Annotated in this window: 27 protein-coding genes; 20 read left to right on the forward strand and 7 right to left on the reverse strand. The window is 39.7% G+C overall.

Translation table 11 applies throughout. The annotated features are described in order from the left end of the window. Positions 1–121: 121 nt before the first annotated feature. The 14 genes from Q0O89_RS02310 to Q0O89_RS02375 all read left to right on the forward strand — a co-directional run bounded on the left by Q0O89_RS02310 (position 122) and on the right by Q0O89_RS02375 (position 13,411). Entirely contained in the window at positions 122–2,053 is a 1,932-nt protein-coding gene (locus Q0O89_RS02310) for an ABC transporter ATP-binding protein (RefSeq protein ID WP_293730165.1), read from the forward strand. Next, positions 2,050–2,379 carry an SMR family transporter gene (locus Q0O89_RS02315; RefSeq protein ID WP_293730166.1) on the forward strand — a complete coding sequence of 110 codons (330 nt, stop codon included), beginning with the start codon at positions 2,050–2,052 and terminating at the stop codon, positions 2,377–2,379. The genes Q0O89_RS02310 and Q0O89_RS02315 overlap by 4 nt, the downstream gene beginning before the upstream one ends. A 472-nt stretch (positions 2,380–2,851) precedes the next feature. Continuing rightward, complete coding sequence (mnmG, locus tag Q0O89_RS02320; RefSeq protein WP_293730167.1) at positions 2,852–4,741, forward strand: tRNA uridine-5-carboxymethylaminomethyl(34) synthesis enzyme MnmG; 1,890 nt, start codon at positions 2,852–2,854, stop codon at positions 4,739–4,741. After that, positions 4,734–5,366 carry a 16S rRNA (guanine(527)-N(7))-methyltransferase RsmG gene (gene rsmG / locus Q0O89_RS02325; RefSeq protein ID WP_273403113.1) on the forward strand — a complete coding sequence of 211 codons (633 nt, stop codon included), beginning with the start codon at positions 4,734–4,736 and terminating at the stop codon, positions 5,364–5,366. Before mnmG ends, rsmG begins: the two co-directional genes overlap by 8 nt. A 240-nt stretch (positions 5,367–5,606) precedes the next feature. Beyond that, complete coding sequence (locus Q0O89_RS02330; protein ID WP_135710243.1) at positions 5,607–5,990, forward strand: ATP synthase subunit I; 384 nt, start codon at positions 5,607–5,609, stop codon at positions 5,988–5,990. Positions 5,991–6,002: 12 nt separating this feature from the next. After that, complete coding sequence (gene atpB, locus Q0O89_RS02335) at positions 6,003–6,791, forward strand: F0F1 ATP synthase subunit A (RefSeq protein WP_273403039.1); 789 nt, start codon at positions 6,003–6,005, stop codon at positions 6,789–6,791. A gap of 118 nt (positions 6,792–6,909) precedes the next feature. Continuing rightward, entirely contained in the window at positions 6,910–7,164 is a 255-nt protein-coding gene (atpE, locus tag Q0O89_RS02340; RefSeq protein ID WP_115636838.1) for a F0F1 ATP synthase subunit C, read from the forward strand. A gap of 58 nt (positions 7,165–7,222) precedes the next feature. After that, entirely contained in the window at positions 7,223–7,693 is a 471-nt protein-coding gene (atpF, locus tag Q0O89_RS02345) for a F0F1 ATP synthase subunit B (RefSeq protein ID WP_293730169.1), read from the forward strand. Positions 7,694–7,706: 13 nt separating this feature from the next. After that, positions 7,707–8,237: a F0F1 ATP synthase subunit delta gene (gene atpH / locus Q0O89_RS02350; protein WP_293730171.1), complete on the forward strand. Its 531-nt coding sequence runs from the start codon at positions 7,707–7,709 to the stop codon at positions 8,235–8,237. Between the two features lie 15 nt (positions 8,238–8,252). After that, entirely contained in the window at positions 8,253–9,794 is a 1,542-nt protein-coding gene (gene atpA / locus Q0O89_RS02355) for a F0F1 ATP synthase subunit alpha (RefSeq protein ID WP_135710250.1), read from the forward strand. A gap of 18 nt (positions 9,795–9,812) precedes the next feature. Continuing rightward, a complete protein-coding gene (atpG, locus tag Q0O89_RS02360) occupies positions 9,813–10,682 on the forward strand; it encodes a F0F1 ATP synthase subunit gamma (RefSeq protein ID WP_293730173.1) in 870 nt (289 codons plus the stop codon). Between the two features lie 15 nt (positions 10,683–10,697). Then, positions 10,698–12,074, forward strand: a complete 1,377-nt coding sequence (atpD, locus tag Q0O89_RS02365; protein ID WP_293730174.1) for a F0F1 ATP synthase subunit beta — start codon at positions 10,698–10,700, stop codon at positions 12,072–12,074. Positions 12,075–12,108: 34 nt separating this feature from the next. Then, positions 12,109–12,537, forward strand: coding sequence for a F0F1 ATP synthase subunit epsilon (locus tag Q0O89_RS02370; RefSeq protein WP_293730175.1), 429 nt, complete (start codon positions 12,109–12,111; stop codon positions 12,535–12,537). Between the two features lie 97 nt (positions 12,538–12,634). Then, the gene (locus tag Q0O89_RS02375; RefSeq protein ID WP_293730176.1) at positions 12,635–13,411 is read left to right on the forward strand and encodes a Cof-type HAD-IIB family hydrolase; all 777 of its coding nucleotides are present in this window, start codon (positions 12,635–12,637) and stop codon (positions 13,409–13,411) included. 47 nt (positions 13,412–13,458) lie between these two features. Here Q0O89_RS02375 and Q0O89_RS02380 read toward each other — a convergent pair whose 3' ends face one another. The 5 genes from Q0O89_RS02380 to Q0O89_RS02400 form a co-directional block, all read right to left on the reverse strand. Beyond that, positions 13,459–14,205 carry a class I SAM-dependent methyltransferase gene (locus Q0O89_RS02380; protein ID WP_293730177.1) on the reverse strand — a complete coding sequence of 249 codons (747 nt, stop codon included), beginning with the start codon at positions 14,203–14,205 and terminating at the stop codon, positions 13,459–13,461. An 8-nt stretch (positions 14,206–14,213) separates the two neighbouring features. Then, positions 14,214–15,308, reverse strand: a complete 1,095-nt coding sequence (gene trmA / locus Q0O89_RS02385) for a tRNA (uridine(54)-C5)-methyltransferase TrmA (RefSeq protein ID WP_293730178.1) — start codon at positions 15,306–15,308, stop codon at positions 14,214–14,216. A 95-nt stretch (positions 15,309–15,403) separates the two neighbouring features. Next, a complete protein-coding gene (locus Q0O89_RS02390) occupies positions 15,404–15,733 on the reverse strand; it encodes a DUF413 domain-containing protein (RefSeq protein WP_293730179.1) in 330 nt (109 codons plus the stop codon). 29 nt (positions 15,734–15,762) lie between these two features. Then, positions 15,763–16,380, reverse strand: a complete 618-nt coding sequence (locus Q0O89_RS02395) for a DsbA family protein (RefSeq protein WP_293730180.1) — start codon at positions 16,378–16,380, stop codon at positions 15,763–15,765. Between the two features lie 9 nt (positions 16,381–16,389). Then, positions 16,390–16,659: a YihD family protein gene (locus tag Q0O89_RS02400; RefSeq protein WP_135710266.1), complete on the reverse strand. Its 270-nt coding sequence runs from the start codon at positions 16,657–16,659 to the stop codon at positions 16,390–16,392. Between the two features lie 84 nt (positions 16,660–16,743). Here Q0O89_RS02400 and mobA point away from each other — a divergent pair, with 84 nt between their 5' ends. The 5 genes from mobA (at position 16,744) to Q0O89_RS02425 (ending at position 20,235) form a co-directional block, all read left to right on the forward strand. Further along, positions 16,744–17,310 carry a molybdenum cofactor guanylyltransferase MobA gene (mobA, locus tag Q0O89_RS02405; protein WP_293730182.1) on the forward strand — a complete coding sequence of 189 codons (567 nt, stop codon included), beginning with the start codon at positions 16,744–16,746 and terminating at the stop codon, positions 17,308–17,310. A 2-nt stretch (positions 17,311–17,312) separates the two neighbouring features. After that, a complete protein-coding gene (locus Q0O89_RS02410; protein ID WP_293730183.1) occupies positions 17,313–17,867 on the forward strand; it encodes a DNA-3-methyladenine glycosylase I in 555 nt (184 codons plus the stop codon). A 118-nt stretch (positions 17,868–17,985) separates the two neighbouring features. Continuing rightward, positions 17,986–18,771, forward strand: coding sequence for an amino acid ABC transporter substrate-binding protein (locus Q0O89_RS02415; RefSeq protein WP_293730184.1), 786 nt, complete (start codon positions 17,986–17,988; stop codon positions 18,769–18,771). Continuing rightward, on the forward strand, positions 18,761–19,477 hold the full coding sequence (locus tag Q0O89_RS02420; RefSeq protein ID WP_293730185.1) for an amino acid ABC transporter permease: 717 nt from the start codon (positions 18,761–18,763) through the stop codon (positions 19,475–19,477). Before Q0O89_RS02415 ends, Q0O89_RS02420 begins: the two co-directional genes overlap by 11 nt. Before the next feature lie 8 nt (positions 19,478–19,485). Beyond that, positions 19,486–20,235, forward strand: coding sequence for an amino acid ABC transporter ATP-binding protein (locus Q0O89_RS02425; RefSeq protein ID WP_293730186.1), 750 nt, complete (start codon positions 19,486–19,488; stop codon positions 20,233–20,235). Between the two features lie 130 nt (positions 20,236–20,365). Here the strand turns inward: Q0O89_RS02425 and Q0O89_RS02430 are convergent, their stop codons facing one another. Beyond that, the gene (locus Q0O89_RS02430) at positions 20,366–22,285 is read right to left on the reverse strand and encodes an adhesin (protein ID WP_293730187.1); all 1,920 of its coding nucleotides are present in this window, start codon (positions 22,283–22,285) and stop codon (positions 20,366–20,368) included. A 14-nt stretch (positions 22,286–22,299) separates the two neighbouring features. Beyond that, the gene (gene rimO / locus Q0O89_RS02435) at positions 22,300–23,631 is read right to left on the reverse strand and encodes a 30S ribosomal protein S12 methylthiotransferase RimO (protein ID WP_293730188.1); all 1,332 of its coding nucleotides are present in this window, start codon (positions 23,629–23,631) and stop codon (positions 22,300–22,302) included. Between the two features lie 389 nt (positions 23,632–24,020). Between rimO and Q0O89_RS02440 the strand changes: the two genes are divergently transcribed. Then, complete coding sequence (locus tag Q0O89_RS02440) at positions 24,021–25,826, forward strand: monovalent cation:proton antiporter-2 (CPA2) family protein (RefSeq protein ID WP_293730189.1); 1,806 nt, start codon at positions 24,021–24,023, stop codon at positions 25,824–25,826. The last annotated feature ends 77 nt before the right edge of the window (positions 25,827–25,903 follow it).

Consider the following 25,903-nt stretch of genomic DNA (forward strand, 5'->3'; position numbering starts at 1 on the left):
TTCTTATTTTACTCTTTACTCAAGGAATATTTACATTGATTTTCCTTTGATCTAATACACTTGCAAAATCCCCCACAAACAAGGAAAATAACGCTCATTTTCTGTATAAACTCTGATTATTATGATTTTATTTTCTAATTTATCCCTAAAACGTGGGCAAAATTTGCTACTTGATAATGCCAATGCCACCATTAACCCAAAACAAAAAGTGGGTTTGGTGGGAAAAAATGGTTGTGGTAAATCCTCTCTGTTTTCCTTACTCAAAAAAGAAATGCAACCTGAAGGGGGCGAAGTCAGCTATCCCTTAAATTGGGCAGTGTCTTGGGTAAATCAAGAAACCCCTGCGCTAGATATGTCTGCCCTAGATTATGTCATTGAAGGCGACCGCACTTATACCCGTTTGCAACAAGAATTAGCACAAGCAAATCAACAAAATGACGGTAATGCTATTGCGCGAATTCACGGACAACTGGATGTCATTGATGCTTGGACCATTCAATCTCGCGCCGCAGCATTATTAAATGGCTTAGGTTTTTCGCAAGAAGAACTTTCGCGCCCGGTGAAATCCTTTTCGGGCGGTTGGCGAATGCGGTTAAATTTAGCGCAAGCATTGCTTTGCCCTTCGGATTTATTATTGTTGGACGAACCCACTAACCATTTGGATTTAGACGCGGTAATTTGGTTGGAACGCTGGTTGGTGCAATATCAAGGGACATTGGTATTAATTTCCCACGACCTCGATTTTCTTGATCCTATCGTGAATAAAATTATTCATATTGAAAATCAAAAATTGAATGAATACACCGGCGATTATTCAAGTTTTGAGCTGCAACGGGCGGAAAAATTGTCACAACAGACCGCACTTTTCCGTCAACAACAAGAAAAAATAGCCCATTTGCAAAAATATATCGACCGTTTTAAAGCCAAAGCCACCAAAGCGAAACAAGCGCAAAGTCGTATGAAAGCCTTAGAACGAATGGAGCTCATCGCCCCTGCTCACGTGGATAATCCGTTTACCTTTTCTTTCCGTGAGCCCTTATCTTTGCCAAATCCCTTGGTGATGATCGACAAAGCCAGCGCGGGTTATGGAACAGGCGAAAGTGCGGTGGAAATTTTATCTAAAATCAAACTCAATTTAGTGCCCGGTTCGCGCATTGGGTTGTTAGGTAAAAATGGCGCGGGTAAATCCACATTAATCAAACTTTTAGCCCAAGAATTGACCGCACTTTCGGGAACCGTTCAATTGGCGAAAGGGGTTCAATTGGGTTATTTTGCACAACATCAATTAGAAACCTTACGCGCTGAAGAAAGTGCCCTTTGGCATTTACAAAAACTGGCCCCCCAGCAAACGGAACAAGAATTACGCAATTATTTAGGCAGTTTTGATTTTCACGGCGATAAAGTGAAAGATCCGGTGAAGCAATTTTCAGGGGGCGAAAAAGCCCGTTTGGTATTGGCCTTGATCGTTTGGCAACGCCCAAATTTACTGTTACTCGATGAACCCACTAACCATTTAGATTTGGATATGCGCCAAGCTTTAACGGAAGCTTTAGTGGATTATCAAGGATCCTTGGTGGTGGTTTCCCATGATCGCCATTTATTGCGCAATACCGTAGAAGAATTTTATCTTGTGCACGATAAGCAAGTAGAAGAATTCCGTGGAGATTTAGAGGATTACGCCAAATGGTTGAATGACATCAATGGGCAAGAAAAAAGTGCGGTAAAAAATGAGGATGGTTTGAAAACAGAAAATGAAAATTCAAGCCAAAATAGGAAAGAACAAAAACGCCGTGAAGCAGAATTACGCCAACAAACTGCACCATTACGTAAGCAGATTACACAATTTGAAAAACAAATGGAAACCCTGTCTGCGCAATTAACAGAAATTGAAAATAAGCTTTCCGATAACCATATTTATGAAGTAGAAAATAAAGAAAAATTAACCGCACTTTTAGCAGATCAAGTAAAAACGAAACAAGCTTTGGAACAAGTTGAAATGGATTGGCTTGATACACAGGATCAATTGGAACAAATTTTAGGAGTACAAGAATGAACCCATGGGTCTTATTGGCTTTCGCAATTATAATTGAAGTCACAGGCACAAATTGCATTAAAGCCAGCGAAGGTTTTACCAAACCTTTACCTACGTTGATTGCGATCATCGCCTTTGTTTGCGCTCTTTATTTACTTTCAATTATTTCTAAAACCTTGCCTATTGGTATTGTTTATGCGGTATGGTCTGGTGCAGGTATTATACTGACCGCCATAATTGGCTATTTTGTTTTTGGACAAAAGTTAGATCTCGCAGGATTTATTGGAATTGGATTGATCTTAGCTGGCGTATTCATCATTAATCTCTATTCAACGCCTTCAAATTAAAGAAAAAAAGTGATGACATTATCGCTTTTTTTATATTATCTCATTTTTTATTATCAAACCTGTGAATAACTTATCTAAAAAAGCCTTTATAAACTGTGTTTTTCACTGGTATAAAATAATAAAATCTAAAGTCTGTGGATAACTCAAGGTTTTATCAACAAGTTTTATCCCTGTAAAGATCGGTTTTATATACAAGATCCTTTTTGATCTAACTTATTTATTTAAAACGAGAAAAGGCTTTTTTTCACAAGGAACAGTGGATCCTAATAACAATAATAATCAGATCTTTATATATAAATAAGATCTCTTTTTATTAGGCGCCGATCCAATTTAAGATCGAATCCGATCTATTTTAGCCATTTTCGTAATTCTTTCTTTCAGGGCTGATTAATTTTCGGTAGAATGTACGGCTATCTTTAAGCGGTGATCGGTGAAAGCGATCCTGACTTCCTTTTAACTTTATAAGGCAATTATGTTTTACACAGAAAATTACGATGTGATCGTCATCGGTGGTGGTCACGCTGGAACCGAAGCAGCTCTTGCGCCGGCGCGTATGGGTTTAAAAACCTTACTTTTAACACACAATGTAGATACCCTTGGACAAATGTCTTGTAATCCAGCAATTGGTGGGATCGGCAAAGGCCATTTAGTCAAAGAAATTGATGCCATGGGCGGCTTAATGGCAACCGCCACAGACAAAGCAGGGATCCAATTTCGTACTTTAAACAGCTCTAAAGGCCCTGCAGTTCGTGCTACTCGAGCGCAAGCAGACCGTGTTCTTTATCGTCAAGCGGTGCGTATAGCTCTTGAAAATCAACCTAATTTAGATATTTTCCAACAAGAAGTCACCGATGTATTGATCGAACAGGATCAAGTGACAGGTGTGGCGACTAAAATGGGCTTAAAATTCCGTGCGAAATCCGTGATTTTAACCGCAGGAACATTTTTAGCGGGAAAAATTCATATTGGCTTACAAAATTATGAAGGTGGACGCGCAGGGGATCCCGCTTCCGTGATGCTTTCTGCTCGTCTGCGCGATCTTGGTTTGCGCGTAGATCGTTTAAAAACAGGTACGCCACCACGTTTAGATGCGCGTACGATCAATTTTGATGTATTGGCAAAACAACACGGCGATGCACAATTACCGGTATTTTCTTTTATGGGATCGGTAGATCAACATCCGCGCCAAATTCCTTGTTTTATTACACATACCAATGAACAAACTCACGAAGTGATCCGCAATAATTTGGATCGTAGTCCTATGTATACCGGTATCATTGAAGGGATCGGCCCACGTTATTGCCCATCGATCGAAGATAAAGTCATGCGTTTTGCTGAACGTAATTCTCATCAAATTTATCTTGAACCGGAAGGATTAACTTCAAATGAAGTTTACCCGAATGGAATTTCAACCAGCTTGCCTTTTGATGTACAAATGGGCATTGTGAATTCCATGAAAGGGTTAGAAAAAACCCGAATTATTAAACCGGGTTACGCCATTGAATATGATTATTTCGATCCGCGCGATTTGAAACCTACTTTAGAAACCAAAGCGATTCGCGGTTTGTTCTTCGCGGGTCAAATTAACGGTACAACCGGTTATGAAGAAGCGGCGGCACAAGGTTTGTTAGCGGGGATTAATGCAGGTTTATTTGTACAAGAAAAAGAGCAATGGTTCCCGCGCCGTGATCAGGCTTATGTGGGGGTATTGGTGGACGATCTTTGTACATTAGGCACCAAAGAACCTTACCGTGTCTTTACATCCCGAGCAGAATACCGTTTGTTGTTGCGTGAAGACAATGCGGATATTCGTTTAACACCGATTGCCCATCAATTGGGTTTAATTGATGATACACGTTGGGCGCGTTTTAATGAAAAAATGGATAACATTGAAAAAGAAAGAGCGCGTTTAAAACAAACTTGGGCACATTTACAAATGGCGAACCTTGCCGAGCTGAATGCATTGTTAAAAACACCATTAGCCCGTGAAGCAAGTGGTGAAGATTTAATTCGCCGTCCTGAAGTCACTTATGATGCTTTAACCCAAATTGAGCCTTTTGCCCCAGCAATTGAAGATAAAGAAGCTGCGGAGCAAGTGGAAATTTCCATTAAATATCAAGGTTATATCGAACATCAACAAGATGAAATCGAAAAACAAAAACGTCACGAAAATACGCAAATTCCACCTGAATTTGATTACGACAAAGTGGAAAGCCTGTCTAACGAAGTGCGTGCGAAGCTAATGCAACACCGACCGGTGTCTATCGGACAAGCCAGCCGTATTTCAGGCATTACCCCGGCGGCGATTTCAATTTTGTTGGTGAATTTGAAAAAACAAGGGATGCTTAAACGTGGTGAATAATTTAGAAGCGGATTTAAGTCAAAAGCTCGAAATATTGCTAAAACAGACCGCACTTTCGTTGACCGATCAGCAAAAATCACAATTAGTGAAATTGGTGTTGTTACTAAACAAATGGAACAAAGCCTATAATTTAACTTCTGTGCGTGATCCTAGGGAAATGTTGGTCAAACATATTATGGACAGTCTTGTTGTAAGTCCGTATTTACAAGGTACGCGTTTTATTGATGTGGGAACGGGGCCGGGTTTACCAGGGTTGCCGTTGGCAATTATGAATCCTAATAAACAATTTTTCCTGCTGGATAGCTTGGGTAAACGTATTAATTTTATTAAAAATGCAGTACGTGAGTTAGGGCTAACCAATGTAGAGCCTGTATTAAGTCGGGTGGAAGAATTTAAACCCGATCATCAATTTGATGGTGTATTAAGCCGTGCTTTTGCAAGTCTAAAAGATATGACAGATTGGTGTCATCATCTACCGAGTGAATCGGGGCTATTTTATGCCTTGAAAGGGCAATATCATGCAGACGAAGTACAAGAATTGCACGCCGACTTTCAGGTTCAGCAAGTAATAAAATTAAGTGTGCCTGAATTAGAAGGCGAACGTCATTTAGTCTTAATTAAATAAGAGAAACCGTGCTTTAATTCGTTAAAGTGCGGTTATTTTTTACTGAATTGATTAAGCTAAAAATAATGAAAAAACAAGCCGTTGCATCTTGTTAAATTTTTGTAAACTAATTACAATTCTGGCGGTAAAATTTAGCTTAAATCAAAAAACATTTACTTTTACCTATTTTGAGTAGGTGAACGGTTGCAATCGACAGTTCAAGGCGTATAATCAAAATGTTTTTGTTGATGGGAAAAGTCTGTGTCTTTTGTGATAAATCAAGCAAAACAACACTATCGCAAAGCGTTGTTAATAGAATTGGGTATAATCATTTTTGCTACGTTGATAGTGTCAGTATTTAGATTTGATGTAACAATGTCCTTTTTATCGGGCCTATTATCAAGTTTCTTACCTTTTTGCTTATTTGTATATTGGATTTTTTTTAGATTTACCCCTAAAAATCAGTCAAAAATGACCGCACTTTATCGTGGTGAAGGTCTAAAATGGTTATTAACCATTGTGCTTGTGGTTGCAAGTTTCAAACTGATGATGAATTTAAATGTGTTAGCTTTTTTTATAGGCTATATCATGATGTTAGTGTTCAATAATCTCATCCCCTTTGTACTTTCAAAGGTCAAAATTTAAAGGACTATTATTATGGCTGGAACAACTGCAGAATATATCAGTCACCATTTGACGTTCTTATCGTCAGGCAATGGTTTTTGGTCAGTGCATTTAGATACGCTGTTCTTTTCTATCCTTTCTGCGCTCATTTTTCTCTTTGTCTTTCGTAAAGTGGCAAAAAAGGCGACTTCTGGCGTACCGGGTAAATTGCAGTGCTTTATCGAAATGATCGTAGAATGGGTGAATGGCTTAGTGAAAGATAACTTCCATGGTTCTCGTGATTTTATTGCACCGCTTGCCTTAACCGTATTCTGCTGGGTATTCTTAATGAATGCCATTGACTTAATTCCGGTGGATTTCCTACCACAATTTGCGAATCTTTTTGGTATTCATTATCTTCGTGCCGTACCGAGTGCAGATATTAGCGCAACCCTTGGTATGTCAATCTGTGTATTCTTCTTAATTTTGTTCTATACCGTAAAATCAAAAGGTTTTAGCGGTTTGGTGAAAGAATATACGCTTCATCCTTTCAATCATTGGGCATTTATTCCAGTGAACTTTGTGCTTGAAACCGTCACATTATTAGCTAAACCTATTTCATTGGCATTCCGTTTATTCGGTAATATGTACGCGGGTGAATTAATCTTTATCTTAATTGCTGTAATGTACATGGCGGATAATTTCTTATTACAAGCATTGGGTATTCCGTTACATTTAGCATGGGCAATCTTCCATATTTTGGTTATCACATTACAAGCCTTTATCTTTATGATGTTAACCATTGTGTATTTGAGTATTGCTTATAATAAAGCGGATCATTAATGAATTTTGTCGGATGTTTTATACATTCAACACAATAAAAGTGCGGTTATGCACACGACTATTTTTAAACTAAACCAGCCTTCGGGCTACAACATTCCTTAACTTAATGGAGATTATTATGGAATCTGTAATTACAGCAACAATCATTGGTGCAGCAATCCTTTTAGCTTTCGCAGCTTTAGGTACAGCAATTGGCTTTGCTATTTTAGGTGGTAAATTCTTAGAGTCTTCAGCTCGTCAGCCTGAACTTGCATCAAGCTTACAAACTAAAATGTTCATCGTGGCAGGTCTTTTAGATGCTATCGCAATGATCGCTGTAGGTATTTCATTACTTTTCATTTTCGCGAACCCGTTCATTGATTTATTGAAATAAGTCGGGCTTTTTTAACCGTTATTCATCGAATAACCTAACCGACTTTTAGGAGGGCGTTGTGAATATTAATGCAACACTAATTGGTCAACTGATTGCATTTGCCATTTTCGTATGGTTCTGCATGAAATTTGTTTGGCCACCGCTTATTAAAGCCATTGAAGATCGCCAAGCAAATATTGCCAACGCGTTAGCTTCGGCTGAAAAAGCGAAACAAGAGCAAGCAGACTCTAAAGCAGCAGTAGAACAAGAAATTATTGCTGCTAAAGAAGAAGCACAAAAAATTATTGAGTTAGCCAATAAACGCCGTAACGATATTCTTGAAGAAGTGAAAGTAGAAGCGGAAGCATTAAAAGCCAAAATCATTGAACAAGGCTATGCGGAAGTGGAATCTGAACGTAAACGTGTTCAAGAAGAATTACGCGTGGAAGTGGCATCACTTGCGATTGCAGGTGCTGAAAAAATTGTTGGTCGTACTGTGGATGAAGCAGCGAACAACGATATTATTGATAAATTAGTTGCAGAACTATAAGAAGGTTGGGCTTATGTCAGAATTAACTACGATAGCTCGCCCTTATGCCAAAGCAGCATTTGATTTTGCCGTAGAACAAAGTGCGGTGGAAAAATGGGAAGAAATGTTGGCGTTTGCTGCTCAAGTGGCAGAAAACGAACAAATCCAAGATTTCTTGAAAAATACCTTTTCTGCTCAAAAGGCCGCTGATACGGTAATTTCAATTTGTGGCGAACAACTTGATCAATATGGGCAAAATCTGATTCGGTTAATGGCTGAAAATAAGCGTTTAACGGTTCTTCCTGCTGTTTTTGAGTTATTCCAACATTATATGGAAGAACATAACGCGACAGCAGAAGTGGAAGTGGTTTCAGCACAACCATTAAATGCAACACAAGAACAAAAAATTGCAGCCGCAATGGAAAAAAGACTTGCTCGTAAAGTTAAATTAAATTGCAGCGTGGATAATTCTCTCATCGCAGGGGTTATCATTCGTACAGACGATTTTGTTATTGACGGTTCAAGCCGTGGACAACTTGCTCGTTTGGCAAACGAATTGCAATGATAAGAGGAATTTAAGATGCAACTAAATTCAACAGAAATTAGTGAATTAATTAAAAAACGCATTGCACAATTTGATGTGGTTAGCGAAGCGCGTAATACAGGGACAATTGTTTCTGTGAGCGATGGTATTATTCGTATCCACGGTTTAAGCGAAGTAATGCAAGGTGAAATGATTGCTTTACCGGGCAACCGTTTCGCGATGGCATTAAACCTTGAACGTGATTCTGTGGGTGCGGTAGTTATGGGGCCTTACGCTGATTTAGCGGAAGGTATGGAAGTACAATGTACAGGTCGTATCCTTGAAGTTCCGGTTGGTCGTGGTTTATTAGGTCGCGTGGTGAATACCTTAGGTGAGCCAATCGATGGTAAAGGTGAAATTCAACATGACGGTTTCTCGCCGGTTGAAGTGATTGCCCCAGGTGTAATCGATCGTAAATCTGTAGACCAACCTGTTCAAACCGGTTATAAAGGTGTGGATGCCATGGTGCCAATCGGTCGTGGTCAACGTGAGTTGATTATCGGTGACCGTCAAACAGGTAAAACCGCATTAGCGATTGACGCAATCATTAACCAAAAAGACTCAGGCATTAAATGTATTTACGTTGCGATTGGTCAAAAAGCATCAACCATTGCTAACGTAGTACGTAAATTAGAAGAAAATGGCGCGTTAGCAAACACTATCGTGGTTGTGGCTTCAGCCTCTGAATCAGCGGCATTACAATATTTGGCACCTTATGCCGGTTGTGCAATGGGCGAATATTTCCGTGACCGTGGTGAAGATGCGTTAATCATTTATGATGACCTTTCAAAACAAGCGGTTGCTTATCGCCAAATTTCATTATTACTTCGCCGTCCGCCGGGTCGTGAAGCTTTCCCGGGTGACGTATTCTATTTGCACTCACGCTTACTTGAACGTGCAGCACGTGTTAACGAAGAATATGTAGAACGTTTCACTAATGGTGCAGTAAAAGGCAAAACAGGTTCTTTAACCGCATTACCGATTATCGAAACCCAAGCGGGTGACGTTTCGGCATTCGTTCCGACAAACGTAATTTCGATTACCGATGGTCAGATTTTCTTAGAATCTAACTTATTCAATGCGGGTGTGCGCCCTGCGGTAAACCCGGGGATTTCCGTATCTCGTGTAGGTGGTGCGGCACAAACTAAAGTGGTGAAAAAATTAGCGGGTGGTATTCGTACGGCTTTAGCTCAATATCGAGAGTTAGCGGCATTCTCGCAATTTGCGTCAGACTTAGATGATGCAACACGTAAACAATTATCACACGGTGAAAAAGTTACTGAACTGTTGAAACAAAAACAATATGCGCCATTAAATGTCGCAGAACAAGCAGTGCTTTTATTTGCGGTTGAATTTGGTTATTTAGATGATGTGGAACTTAACAAAATTGCTGATTTTGAGACCGCACTTTTAGATTACGCCAACCGTACTCACACCGAATTTATGCAAGAGTTAAGCAAATCAGGTAACTACAACGATGAGATTAAAGCTCAGTTGCAAGCTATCTTAGATAACTTTAAAGCAAATAATACGTGGTAATAAGTTCGGAGAAAGACAATGGCTAGTGGAAAAGAGATAAAAACCAAAATTGCCAGCGTACAAAGTACGCAAAAAATTACTAAGGCAATGGAAATGGTTGCCACCTCGAAAATGCGTAAAACGCAGGATCGTATGGCAGCATCTCGTCCTTACTCTGAAACCATTAGAAACGTTATTAGCCACGTGTCTAAAGCCAGCATAGGTTATAAACACCCATTTTTAGTAGAACGTGAAATTAAAAAAGTGGGTGTGTTAATTGTTTCAACTGACCGCGGTATGTGTGGCGGTTTGAACATTAACCTGTTTAAAACCGTGTTAACTGAAATCAAACAATGGAAAGAAAAAGGTGTCACCGTTGAAGTGGGCGTTATTGGCTCAAAAGGTATCGCCTTTTTCCGTTCAGTGGGATTAACTATTCGCGCGCAACATTCCGGGATGGGGGATAATCCCTCCGTAGAAGAGTTGTTAGGCATTGCAAACGGTATGTTTACTGCCTATAAAAATGGTGAATTTGATGCGTTATACATTGCTTATAACAAATTTGTTAACACAATGTCGCAAAAACCATGTTTTGAGCAGTTAGTTCCATTGCCAGAACTTGATTCAGATCAGTTAGGCGAAAGACAACAATCTTGGGATTATATTTACGAACCGGATCCAAAAGTGTTATTGGATAGTTTATTGATTCGTTATTTAGAATCTCAAGTTTATCAATCAGTGGTTGATAACTTAGCTTCAGAGCAGGCAGCTCGAATGGTCGCAATGAAAGCAGCAACAGATAATGCAGGTAACTTAATTGGCGACTTGCAGTTGGTGTATAACAAAGCCCGTCAAGCAAGTATCACAAATGAATTAAATGAAATTGTTGCAGGCGCTGCAGCAATTTAATGGAGAAAAGCGGTAATGTCAGCAGGAAAAATTGTACAGATTATCGGTGCGGTAATCGATGTTGAATTCCCACAGGATGCAGTACCAAAAGTTTACGATGCATTAAAAGTTGAAGGTGCAAGTTTAACACTTGAAGTTCAACAACAACTCGGTGGCGGTGTAGTGCGTTGTATTGCATTAGGTTCGTCTGATGGTTTAAAACGTGGTTTAAACGTTACAAATACAGGTCGTCCTATTTCAGTACCAGTGGGCACTAAAACCCTTGGTCGTATTATGAACGTATTGGGTGAGCCTATTGACCAAAAAGGTGATATTGGTGCGGAAGAAACTTGGGCAATCCATCGTGCGGCACCAAGTTATGAGGAACAATCCAATAGTACCGAATTATTAGAAACAGGTATCAAAGTTATCGACTTAATTTGCCCATTTGCGAAAGGGGGTAAAGTGGGTTTATTTGGTGGTGCGGGTGTAGGTAAAACCGTTAATATGATGGAATTAATCCGTAACATCGCTATCGAACACTCAGGTTTCTCTGTATTCGCAGGGGTGGGTGAGCGTACTCGTGAAGGTAACGACTTCTACCATGAAATGACGGAATCTAATGTTTTAGATAAAGTATCTTTGGTTTATGGTCAAATGAATGAGCCACCGGGTAACCGTTTACGTGTTGCATTAACCGGTTTAACTATGGCGGAGAAATTCCGTGATGAAGGTCGCGATGTATTATTCTTCGTGGATAACATCTATCGTTATACCCTTGCAGGGACAGAAGTATCGGCATTGTTAGGTCGTATGCCATCAGCGGTAGGTTACCAACCTACATTGGCAGAAGAAATGGGGGTGTTACAAGAACGTATTACCTCAACCAAAACTGGTTCTATCACCTCTGTTCAAGCGGTTTACGTACCAGCCGATGACTTAACTGACCCATCACCGGCCACAACCTTTGCGCACTTAGACTCAACAGTTGTATTAAGTCGTAACATTGCGTCATTAGGTATTTATCCTGCGGTTGACCCATTAGATTCAACGTCACGTCAGTTAGACCCACAAGTGGTTGGTCAAGAGCATTATGATGTAGCGCGTGGTGTACAAGGTATTTTGCAACGTTATAAAGAATTGAAAGATATCATTGCCATTCTTGGTATGGATGAACTTTCAGAAGACGATAAACTTGTGGTAGCACGTGCGCGTAAAATTGAACGTTTCTTATCACAACCGTTCTTCGTTGCGGAAGTCTTTACAGGTTCACCAGGTAAATATGTATCATTAAAAGATACGATTCGTGGTTTCAAAGGTATTCTTAACGGTGAATATGACCATATCCCGGAACAGGCGTTCTATATGGTAGGTTCAATCGAAGAAGTTATTGAAAAAGCGAAAAATATGTAATCACTTCAACTGATTACCAGATTGGAGGAAACATATGTCAACATTTACTTTAACAATCGTAAGTGCAGAAAATAAAATCTTCGAAGGCGAAGTAAAAAGTGTACAAGCTACAGGTATCGAAGGTGAATTGGGTATTTTAGCCGGTCACACACCATTACTTACCGCCATTAAACCGGGTATTGTAAAATTTACTTATAATGATGGTATCGAAGAAGTGGTTTACGTATCGGGTGGATTCTTAGAAGTTCAACCGAATGTTGTTACCGTACTTGCAGACGTGGCGATCCGCGGTTCTGAACTTGATGAAGAACGTATTTTAGCAGCGAAGAAAAAAGCTGAAGAAAATATCGTAGCAAAATCCGCTGATACAAATCATGAATTGTTAACAGCAAAACTTTCAAGAGAACTTGCAAAACTTCGTGCTTACGAATTAACGGAAAAATTAGTGAAAAACAAACGCTAAAATAACCGCACTTTAAGTCGTTCCTATTATGGGAACGACTTTTTTATTATTTGAGCCAAATCATGTCGGAACGCAATGTACTTATAGGGAGTATAAAATGAAATACAAAGCCATTTTCAGCGATATGGACGGTACGCTATTAAATAGTCAACATAAAATCAGCCCTAGAACTGAGCAAGCCATTAAATCCGTTATCCGTAAAGGAATCCCCTTTATTCCTGTCTCAGCCCGTCCGCCTTATGCCATAACACCTTATACAAATCAATTACAAACAAATGCCCCGATTATTTGCTATAGCGGTGCGTTGATTTTAGATAAAGAGTTAAATGAACTTTATAGTGTGTTAATTGATACGGCGGATTTAAATAAATTAACCACATTGCTTACGCCTTACGCGCATTTATCCATTAGCCATTATTCAGGTTTAAATTGGTTTGTTAACCAACATGACTATTGGGCACAGCAAGAAACGGAAATAACAGGATTACAGGCACAAAAAACACCTGAAAACATCCAAAATGTGCATAAAATCCTTATTATGGGAAATGCTGATGCGATTTTAGACGTGGAGCAACTTTTAAAGTGCGCATTACCACATTTAAGTATTCATCGTTCTAAACCTGAATATTTAGAAATTATGAATAAAGCCGCAACAAAAGCGAAAGCCATTCGTTTTATGGAACATTATTTGCACGTAAGTGCGGATGACGTCATCGCCTTTGGCGATAATTTCAACGATCTTGATATGTTGGAATACGCAGGTTTAAGTGTTGCCATGGGCAATGCCCCTGATGAAATACAACAAGTGGCAAAAGAAGTGACAGCAAACAATAATGAAGACGGTATTGCGTTGGTATTAGAAAGAGAGTTTTAACGGTTTTGGGGCATTGCATTGTTTATATAGCATTTACCCCATAATTATTATAAATAAATATCAAACCGATGATTCTTTGTTTCTCGGCTAAAGTGCGGTGCGATTTTTCCAAGAAATTCCGCATAATCGGGGCGTTTAACTACTACGCGCTTTTTGGCTAATTGCAAGGCGGGCTCAAGCAATGTATCTGCATCTAAATCCGCCCCCACTAAATGCTGAAATACACGCATTTCTTTTTTAACCAAAGCGGATTTTTGTTTATGGGGATACATGGGATCAAGGTAAACCACATCAGCAAAATCTGTTTCAGGGTTTAAGGCATTAATATGTGCCACATCAAGTAACTGCATATTTTGTTGCATCATGTCACCAATTTCGCTGTCTGCATAGGCGCGGCGTAAACCATCTTCCAATAAGAGGCGAACCACAGGATGACGTTCTACTAAACGGACTTGGCAACCAATTGCAGCGAGTACAAAAGCATCGCGCCCTAGTCCTGCTGTCGCATCAATAACCGTTGGTAATTCACTACCTTTAATGCCAATGGCTTTCGCTACCGCTTCGCCGCGTCCGCCGCCAAATTTACGGCGATGTGCCATCGTACCACTTACAAAATCTACAAATACCGCCCCTAATTTTGGCTCATCAAGTTTGCGCAATTCTAACCGCACTTCATTATTTATTTGAGTTTGTACCAATGCAAGGGCACTTTCCGGATTATGTGTTAAGCCTTTTGAGGCACAAAGTGCGGCGAAAATTTCAGGCGTTTCGGTTTCGCAAATTAATTGAATCATACTATGCCTTATTTGCGTACTAACCAAACACCTGATTCCATGTGATCGGTGTAAGGAAACTGATCAAACAATGCAGCGCGTTCAATACGGTGGGTTTGAGTTAATTGTTGTAAGTTCTCACACAGGGTATATGGATTACAGGAAATATACAAAATACGTTCGTAATTTTGTACTAGCTTCACCGTTTCAGGATCAAGTCCCGCGCGTGGAGGGTCAACGAAAATGGTATTACATTCGTAAGCTTTTAAATCAATCCCTTTTAGACGATTAAATTCACGCACACCATTCATTGCTTGAGTAAATTCTTCTGCAGACATACGAATAATTTGTAAATTATTTACAGCATTTTCCGCAATATTAAATTGTGCAGCAGCAACAGAAGGTTTAGCTATTTCTGTGGCTAATACTTGGCGGAAATTCTGCGACAGAGCAATGGAAAAATTCCCGTTACCACAATAAAGTTCAAGTAAATCCCCGGTAGAATTTTTCGTACAATCAATTGCCCATTCCAACATTTTGCTATTTACCGCCGCATTGGGCTGTGTAAAGCTATTTTCTACTTGGCGATATAGGTAGTTTTTCCCGTTAACAGGTAGAATTTCATCTACAAAATCTTGCTCAAGACAAATTTTTTGTTTTGTGGCGCGACCAATAAGTTGTACATCAAAATCCATTTTTTCTAACCGCACCTTAAGCGCACGAGCTGCCGCTTCCCATTGTTCGTCCAGCTTTTTATGATATAACAGGCTCACAATAATTTTATTACTTAAGGTGCTGAGATAATCAATTTGGAATAATTTGCGCGTTAAAATATCGTGCTCTTTTAATAAAGGTAAAAGCGCACTCATCATTCGATTGATTAGTTGGCTTGCAATAGGAAAATTGTCCACTCGATAACGTTGTTTTGTCTCTTGGTCGAACATAATGTGGTACAAATCCCCGTTATCATGCCAAACGCGAAATTCAGCACGCATGCGGAAATGTTGTTTAGGCGAAGAAAATACGTCCAATTCCGGCGCATTAAATGGCGATAAAAGCGCGGTTAATTTTTCGCGCTTTTGGGCTAATAAGTTATCGTATTGTTCAATGGGTAATGATTGCATTGGTATATTGACTTATTTTTCTAAATAGCAAAATTTTACCATACAAAAAAACAAAAGGCTTGATTTCTCAAGCCTTCTTTCAGTATTTAACAAGATTAATCCGCTGTTGCCATATCTTCAATACTATCAGCAACCACACCGGAAAGAGTATAAACACGTTTTGTTTTACTGGTTAATGTACGATATTTATTCCATGTTTTTTCAAAGAATGTTTCAGGTTGGCGTTCACCTTTACAAACAGCAACGAAAGCTTTTTCTTCTGCTGTTTTTGGTTCGCGTTCACCTAAATCCAAGGCTTTAAATGCTTGACCATATTGTTCTAACGCTTGTGATTCTTTGATGGTGTAATCACCGTGACGAGAAAAGCCACGTGGATAATTTTTGTCGTCAAAAAAACGACGTTCAACACTGAAACTCTCAGCCATTTTTTGCTCCTAGGGTCTATTTAATAAGGTTATTTTTTCAATAATTCGATCACTGTTTTTACATAATCGCCCACGAAATCATCTCGAGATAAACCTTCAGGATTTACGCGGAATTTGTTATTTACATAAAAATCTGGCACACCATTAACTTGGAATTGTTTCACTAAGTTCTGTTGTGTTTTCACTAACGTAGTCACAGCGAAACTATTAATGGTACCGTCAAATTGTTCTGCGGTGACGCCATTGTCGATAAATTTTTGGCGAATATCATCCATTGATTTAAATGCATTCGCTTGTGCGCCATCAAATAAAGCCGTTTTGACTTTATCTTCTACGCCTAAAGTCATGGCTAATGCCCAGGCACGTGTTAGGTTTTCCCCTTGAGGACCTAAGAAATCAACGTGATATTGTTTAAACGTGGTTCCTTTTGGTAACCCTTCTTTGACTTTTGCAGGAATTTTATACTGCATTTCAAAGCTATAACAATGTGGACAATAGAAAGAAAAAAATTCGATAACTTCAGGTTGCGCCGAACGTTCTTGGCTTAGGGTAATATATTGTTCGCCCTCTTTTAATTCAGCGGCTTGTGCTTGAAAACCTGCCATTGTCGCCGTTGCGATAATTAGTGTTGTTAATAATTTTTTCATTATCAATCCTTATTTAATAATACCGCGCGCTTTTAAAATCGCGGTTTTGAAGTCTTCTTCATAATCTTTTTGAATACCCGGAATGGGATCATATTTTCCTGCATCGCGCATTTTTAATTGATAAATAATCACTTCATCAGATAATTCAGCCAATGGCTTATCAAAACCGGCTTCATCTGCAATGCTTTGCAAAATTTGAACCAAATTCATTTCCGGGTCTTTTTTAGACCAATAAGGCTGCAAAAGTTCCAATACTTCATTTAGACGATGACATTTCATAAAAACTTCCTTTAAAATTAGATTTAATTGCATAGCAAATAGCTAGCGCAGAATGATACTTGAATTAGGGGCAATTGACAAACGATGTTCACTATTAGCGCGGTAATTTTAGCAGGTGGATTGGCAAGACGAATGGGCGGTGTGGATAAAGGTTTACAACTTTTTCATCATCAACCGCTTATTGCACAGGTTTTAGCACGGTTAAAACTTCAAATTAACGTTATTTCTATTAATGCCAATCGTCACCTTACAGAATATGAACAATTTGGCGTGCCTGTTTTTCCTGATGAAATGGCAGATTTCCAAGGTCCCCTTAGTGGAATGTTGACGGCATTGCGTCAAGCGAAGACTGATTTTGTGTTATTTGTTCCCTGTGATTGCCCTTATTTGCCTCTTAATTTGTTAGACAAACTAAAAAGCGCGGTGAAAAAAAAGGCTGTTTTATGTGCTTATGCCAATGATGGCGAACGCGATCACCCGACATTTTGTCTTATTTCTTGTCAATTATTGACCGCGCTTGAACAATATCTTGCTCGCGGTGAACGGAGAATATTCACATTTTTACGCGAACAAGGTGCAGTTAGTGTTGACTTTTCGCAACAAAAAGAGGCTTTTCGTAATTTTAATACCTTAGCTGATTTACAGGAGTGACAATGATGCGATGTCCTTGGGTTGGCGACAGCCAAATCTATATTGATTATCATGATAATGAGTGGGGAAAGCCGCAATTTGATAGTCAAAAGCTATTTGAAAAAATTTGTCTTGAAGGACAACAGGCCGGGCTTTCGTGGATTACAGTGTTAAAGAAAAGAGACGCTTATCGCGCGGCTTTTCATCAATTTAACCCTGAGAAAATCGCCGTAATGACAGCGGCAGACATAGATAAATTAATGCAAAATGAAGGCTTAATTCGTCATCGTGCCAAATTGGAAGCCATTGTTAAAAATGCTAAGGCTTATCTTCAAATGCAAAAGTGCGGTGAAAATTTTAGTGATTTTGTGTGGTCTTTTGTGAACCATAAAACCCAAATTAATGATGTGCCAACGCTGAGCGTTATTCCGGCCAAAACAGACACCTCAAAAGCTCTTTCCAAAGCCTTAAAAAAACGAGGTTTTGTTTTTGTGGGCGAAACCACTTGTTATGCTTTTATGCAATCCATGGGGTTGGTGGATGATCACTTAAATAGTTGCTCTTGCAAGGCAAAATAAGTTATAAATAAGCCGCTGAAATTTTCAGTTATAAGATATATGTTTTTTGTATTTCTTAATTTGATATAACATGGCTAAAATCCATTTTGTTTAAAACTTCATTCAAAAGGAAAGTATTATGTTTAAAAAATTTTTATTACTAGCGACCTCTGTTTTTGCTTTTACTTCAACACAAGCGTTAGCAGCGGACAGCTTAATCGATCGAATTAATAATAAAGGCACGATTACCGTGGGAACAGAAGGGACATACGCCCCTTTCACTTATCATGATGCGAACGGTAAATTAACCGGTTACGATGTGGAAGTAACTCGTGCTGTGGCAGAAAAATTGGGCGTTAAAGTGGAATTCAAAGAAACAGTTTGGGATTCAATGATGGCAGGTTTGAAAGCAGGTCGTTTTGATATTGTGGCAAACCAAGTCGCATTAACAACACCTGAACGTCGTGCGACCTTTGACAAATCCGAATCTTATAGTTGGTCTGGTGCAATGATGGTGGTGCGCTCTGATGAGGACAGTATTAAAACCTTAGATGACATTAAAGGACGTAAAGCGGCACAATCATTAACCAGTAACTATGGTGAACTTGCTCGTGAAAAACAAGCCAAGATCGTGCCTGTTGACGGGTTAGCGCAATCATTATTAGTTGTACAACAAAAACGTGCGGATTTAACTTTAAATGATAGTTTGGCGATTTTAGATTACTTGAAGAAAAACCCAAATGCAGGTTTAAAAACAGCTTGGGAATCACCGGCTGAAGATAAATTAGGTTCAGGTTTTATCGTTAATAAAGGCAATGATGAAGCTCTTGCCAAAATCAGTGCTGCCGTAGTGGAATTACAAAAAGACGGTACATTGAAAAAATTAGGTGAACAATTCTTCGGAAAAGATATCAGTGTTAAATAATTTTCTTCTTTCTTTACCTTTTATGACCGAGTCCCGTGTGGAGTTGGTCATTAGTGCTTTTTTGCCAATGGTTGAAGCCGCTTTTTTAGTGTCAATTCCATTGGCAATTTCGTCATTTATTATTGGGATGATTATTGCAGTCGGTGTAGCACTTATCCGTATTACCCCTGTAAATGGTCTTTTTCATCGCATTGCGTTGGTGTTGGTGAATATCTATATTTCCATTATTCGTGGTACGCCAATGTTAGTGCAGATTTCCGTCGTATTTTACGGCTTACCTGCCATTGGTATTTTTATCGATCCTATTCCGGCTGCGATTATTGGTTTTTCACTCAATATAGGTGCTTACGGTTCGGAAACGGTGCGAGCGGCTATTTCTGCTGTACCGAAAGGTCAATGGGAAGCAGGTTACACTATTGGAATGAATTATCTTCAAACATTTCGCCGTATTATCGCCCCTCAAGCCTTTCGGGTTGCGGTTCCACCATTGAGTAATACGTTTATTGGTTTATTTAAAGATACTTCTTTAGCCTCTGTTGTCACCGTGACAGAAATGTTCCGTGTCGCACAACAAATGGCTAATATGTCTTATGACTTTCTGCCTGTTTATATTGAAGCAGGGTTAGTCTATTGGTGTTTCTGCTGGGTATTATTCTTTATTCAAGCCCGTATTGAAAAAAGAATGTCTCGTTTTGTGGCACACTAGGAGATCCTATGATTAAAGTAAACAATATTCAGAAATCTTTTGGTGACAACACCATTTTACGCGGTATTGATTTAGAGATTACCAAAGGCGAAGTTGTGGTCATTTTAGGCCCTTCAGGTTCAGGAAAAACCACGTTTTTACGTTGTTTAAATGCCCTTGAAATGCCTGAACAAGGCACCATTGAATTTGATAACGCGAATCCCTTAAAAATTGATTTTGGTTCGAACCCTTCTAAAAAAGATATTCTTGCTTTACGCCGGAAATCAGGAATGGTGTTCCAAAATTATAATCTATTTCCTCATAAAACAGCCTTGGAAAATGTAATGGAAGGGCCGGTTCAAGTACAGGGAAAAAACAAAGAACAAGCACGACAAGAGGCTTTAGCGTTACTCAGTAAAGTAGGGTTAGCGGATAAAGCGGATCTCTATCCGTTCCAACTTTCAGGCGGACAACAACAGCGAGTAGGTATTGCGCGCGCTTTGGCATTACAACCTGAGTTAATGCTCTTTGACGAACCCACTTCTGCCCTGGATCCTGAATTAGTGCAAGATGTTTTAGATACCATGAAATCTCTTGCAAAAGAAGGTTGGACAATGGTGGTTGTGACGCACGAAATTAAATTTGCGCTAGATGTGGCAGATTTAGTGATTGTCATGGATGGTGGCGTAATTGTTGAACAGGGCTCGCCACAACAATTATTCGATAACCCACAACACGAACGTACCAAAGCCTTTTTACAGCGTTTACGTTCCCATTAAGCAAATGAATGAGCTGAATTAATAAACAAAAAAAGTGCGGTAAACTCACCGCACTTCAGCATGTTGATAAAGGTTAGATTTAAAAGATTAATTTTTCTTTTTTTTAACCGCAGTTTTTCGCGTTACAGTTTTATTTTCTGTTTTTTTTACCGTTCACTTTTTGGGTTTTAGGCGTTTCAGTTGAATTTTCCTCTTCCCATTCTTTTACTTTTTGCAAGAAGATACGTCCCATTGGTCTTGGATCTCCCGTAAACAAGGTTTGTAACCCATTGTTTTCAATAATATGACGGCGTAATGCTAAGCGTTCTTCATGGTTTTCAGCCAAACGAACGGCACGTTCTACATATTCATCCACAGTATTGGCAATGAGCCATTCCGGTAAGCCTAAACGTTTGAATAAGCCCTCGTCAATGTGTTCATGGACTTCCGGGCCTGTTTTACAAATCCCCACTAGGCCTAAGGTTACCATATCAATAATGCCGTTGGTGTTGCCGAATGGGAATGGGTTGACCATCATATCGCAATTGTGCAATATTTCTAAATATTGCTGATATGGAGTATGTGGATGTGCTGTGGCATTATCGCCCAAGTAAGATTTAATAAAACGTTCTACATAAGGGTGAGTGATGCCGCTGGATTGTCCTAAGGCAAAATGGAAATGGACTTTGACTTTAGCGCGATCGCGAATAACTTTTAACGCTTCTAAGAAATAAGGGTTTAATTTCATGGTCGTTGAGGCAATACCAATGTTGACGACCTCAGGGTTTTCACGCAACTTGTAGTTGACCGATGTAGGGGCTAAAGCGGATGGCACATAAGGTAACGCATCTTTCGGTAAGCGTAATAAGGTTTCGCTGAAACATTCTTCTGAACCCACGTAATCATCTTCTACAACAACATACTCGATAAATGGCGAATGGGTTGTGGCCGGATGACCTAATGCGACCGCTTGAATTGGTGCAAGGCGTGTATTGCTTAAGAAAATTGGCAATAGATCCATGCCAATTGACGGCATATATAAAATTGCCGCTTTATTTTGTTCACAAATATTACGCACAAAATTCATACGGTCTAAAATAGACTCGCCTTCCAACAAATGGAATTCATCAAATACCTCTTGCCCCGGTTGATCCACGCTGGAATTACCCAAACCAATTAAATGGAAATGTTCACGCGCAGCGATCATTGAGGTCGAGTGTGTGCGATAAATTGAGTGTGCCGAATGGAAATGCTCCAATACTACGACCATCACCGGTTTACCATTATGATAATCGATACTCGATACATCTCTATCTTGCCAACCCGCCTCTAAGATATGACGGCGAATCACTTGGTTTAAAGCATTTTTTACCCAATGCTTATTAGCCGCAATATCATAGCTACAATGCATATAAACATCGTGACTAATACTACTTGGTACATTATTTAAGTTCTGAATTTGGGCTAATTTTTCAGGGAACCATTGCAAAATGGTACCTCGTTTTGAGAAAGCCTCTTTTGTGCCAATAAAACGAGCAGATTGCAAGGCGAAACAGAGTGAGGCACAAGTCTCAGGGCTAACTTGCCAAAGCACGTCTAAATTCACATTTAAGTTCGATTCAGGTAAATAAAGAATACAGAACTTCACCAAACTTTCTTTTGTTCCGTCCAATTGCACATCTGTCGGGTCGTTATTGGCCGCATTCAAATTATAGACTTGTAGCACGTGATCAGCATTGATATAAGGTGATGAGGCAAAAATCATCGTCATCCAACGTTGGAATGAGAAAAAACGTGTCGCACCACTATCTGAAATCACCAATTCTTTATCGCTGAATAAGGTGCTAATAGCGGTTGCCATACGTGTACAGAAATATTTCACCATATCGTACTTTAACGTTGGCTCTTTTAGTTGTGTCGGCATTGAAAATTCAATCCCATCAATGGCACCAAAATTGCTGTCTAATTTGCCTAAGATATTTAATAGCTCAACACAGGCTTCTTCATAGCTTTTTGCGGCAACTGCTTGTTCAAAGCGTTCCACATTAGGTTTCTTTTGAGATTCGGTCATCACATACTCCTTAATTAACAAGTTCCCCATAAATCATATTCATCGGCATTGGTAATCGTCACATCTAAAACATCACCAATTTTCACCGCGCTTTCACTTAAATTATCTACATAAACTACGCCATCAATTTCAGGGGCATCTGCCATTGAACGACCAATAATGCCCTCTTCATCAATTTCATCCACGATAACTTTCAGTGTTTTGCCCACTTTTTGTTGTAAACGTTGAGCAGAAATCTGTTGTTGTAATTCCATAAAACGTTGGAAACGTTCTTCTTTGATATCCTCCGGCACTTGATCGTCCATGTCTGTGGCTTTTGCGCCATCGACCGGGCTAAATTTAAAGCAACCTACGCGATCAAGTTGTGCTTCTTGTAAGAAATCCAACAGCATTTGGAAATCTTCTTCCGTTTCCCCCGGAAAACCTACAATAAAGGTTGAACGTAAGGTCAATTCAGGGCAAATTTCACGCCATTTTTTGATACGTTCTAATACACGTTCCACGGAGCCGGGACGTTTCATGGCCTTCAAAATTTTCGGGCTAGCATGCTGCAATGGAATATCCAAATAAGGCAAAATTTTGCCTTCTGCCATTAATGGAATTAAATCATCTACATGTGGATAAGGATAAACATAATGCAAACGTACCCAAGCACCAAGGGTTCCTAACATTTGGCACAAGGTGATTAAATTATTTTTAATCGGCATTCCATTCCAGAAAACCGTTTTATTTTGAGTTTCTTTGCTTTGGTCAAGGGAATAGGCCGAGGTATCTTGAGAAACCACTAATAATTCTTTTACCCCGGAATCTACAAGACGTTTGGCTTCATCTAATACTTGTGTAATAGGTCGGCTGTCTAATTTTCCACGTAAAGATGGAATAATGCAGAAAGTACAATTGTGATCACAGCCTTCTGAAATTTTTAAATAGGCGTAATGCTTCGGCGTTAATTTCACCCCTTGACTCGGTACAAGATTAACATAAGGGTTGTATTCAGGTTTTGGCACATATTTATGTACGTGCTCCATCACCGCTTCATAAGAATGTGGCCCTGTAATTTCTAACACTTTTGGATGCACTTCGCGAATTTGATCTTCTTTTGCGCCCAAGCAACCTGTTACTAATACCTTACCATTGGCTTCCAAGGCTTCACCAATCGCTTCAAGGGATTCTTGTACCGCGGAATCAATAAAACCACAGGTATTTACGATCACTAAATCTGCGTTTTCGTAAGTGGGAATAATGTTGTAGCCATCGGTGCGTAACTCTGTCAAAATACGCTCTGAGTCCACTAAATTTTTGGGACAACCAAGACTAACAAAGCCAATGTTTGGGGTTTTAGACATAAATAGAACTTTCCAGTAAATAACGTTATTCGGACGCGTATTTTACCGAAGAACCCCAAAAAAGGCGAATTTTTAGTGTAGGGTCTGTTTATCTTTCAATAAAAGGCTGCGGCGGAGCTTATTTTTTGCCCAATCAAGGCAAAAAAACTGCCGTTTAGTCATTCTAAACAAAGTTTTTTTAACACAGAGTGGGCAAAAAAGAAGCCCGCCCCTTCGGGTTGTGCCTAAAAAAGCCATCGTCGTTGTTGTAAAACTTGTAAATAGTCCTGCTATTAACTGCGTTTTACGCCTAGCCGATGACTTTTTTAGGCGACAACGCAGCTTTTTATTGAAAAATAAACAGACCCTAAAGATTTTGTAAAGATTTAACTGCGTATTAAGGAGTATTTATGGCAGCAGCAGAAGGGGCTAATCAACTCATCAATGTGGTGACATTATTAACTGCCGCAGTGATTGCCGTCCCTTTATTTAAACGTTTAGGATTGGGGTCTGTATTAGGTTATTTAGCCGCCGGTTTAGTCATTGGCCCCTTTGGCTTAGGGGTGTTTACAGATCCCGAGGGAATCATTCATCTCGCTGAACTTGGTGTTGTGATGTTTTTATTCATCATTGGGTTAGAAATGAAACCCTCTCATATTTGGGGATTGCGTAACCATATTTTCTGTTTAGGTGCTTTTCAAATTGGCTTATGTACTTCCGCTTTAACAGGACTTGCCATGGCATTTGGGTTTGATTGGCGCGTGGCGTTTGTCAGTGCCGCAGGCTTTGTGTTAACTTCAACAGCGATTGTGATGCAAGAGCTCAGCGATCGCGGTGATGTTGCCACCCCAAGGGGACAAAGTATTGTTTCCATTTTATTATTTGAAGACTTATTGATTGTGCCTTTACTGGCCATCGTCACTTTCTTATCGCCAAACCACGTAGAATCCAGTGAGCCTTTATGGCAAAAAATTGCTTTGGCAGGGGGATCTATTGCGGTATTAGTGGCAGCAGGGCTTTGGCTATTAAATCCATTATTTAAAATTCTCGCCAAAACCAAAAACCGAGAAGTGATGACGGCAGCCGCATTATTGGTAGTATTGGGTTCCGCATTGCTAATGGAAGGCGGCGGTTTATCCATGGCAATGGGGGCGTTTGTGGCCGGCGTATTGTTATCCGAATCAAGCTTCCGTCATCAACTTGAAGCAGACGTTGAGCCCTTCCGTGGATTATTGTTAGGGTTGTTTTTCTTAGGGGTAGGCATGTCCCTAAACTTAACGGTGGTTATGGAAAACTGGGGCTTAATTATCGCAGGCGTGTTGAGCTTTATGTTGGTCAAAGCACTCTGTATTTATATTGTGGCACGTGTTACGCGCACCAGCCATGCCAACGCCATTGATCGTATGATTATTATGGCGCAAGGTGGCGAATTTGCTTTTGTTCTCTTTGCGGCCGCTGCCGCTAAAGGCGTGATCAGTGCAGAAGTCCAAGCCAATATGACCGCTATTGTGGTGCTCTCAATGGTTTTAACGCCAGTTTTCATTATTTTGCACAAAAAATATCTCATCCCACATTTAACCCATACGCAAGAGCAAGCGGCTGATCATATTGAAGAACAACATCCAACGGTGCTAATTGGTTTGGGGCGTTTTGGGCAAATTATCAATCAAATGCTCGTGATGACAGGATATCACCCAACTATTATTGATAAAGACGCGCATTTAATTGCCAATATGAAAAAACGCGGTATTAAAAGTTATTACGGCGATGCAACACGCCCTGAGCTTTTACATGCCGCTGGTGTTGAACATGCGGAGCTGTTAATCGTGGCTATTGATGACAAACACCAAGCTCTGCATATTGTTGAATTAGCACGCAAAATGAACCCGCAAATAAAAATTATTGCGCGTGCTTACGATCGTCTTGCCGTGTTTGATTTGTATGATGCCGGTGCGGATATTCAAGTGCGTGAAACCTTTGATTCCGCCTTGCGTGCCGGTAAAAAAGCCTTGCTTTCTTTGGGGATGGATGACGATGTGGTCAATGAAATTACCGAAACCTATTTCGACAAAGACCGTCATTCTATCAAGGTAATGGCGGAAGTGTATGACCCGAAAATTGCCCCATTTGAAAACGCGGAATTAATCAAAATCGCCTTGGAAGTGGATCAAGAATTAATGGCGGAAGTGCAACAGATTATGCAGAAAAAACATTAGTTCCTGAAAAATATCGAAAAAAACAACCGCGCTTTATTTCATGACAAAGCGCGGTTAATTTATTGTGAAAAATGAGG

It is taken from the genome of uncultured Actinobacillus sp. (genome assembly GCF_945915845.1).
Taxonomy (GTDB): Bacteria; Pseudomonadota; Gammaproteobacteria; order Enterobacterales; family Pasteurellaceae; genus Exercitatus.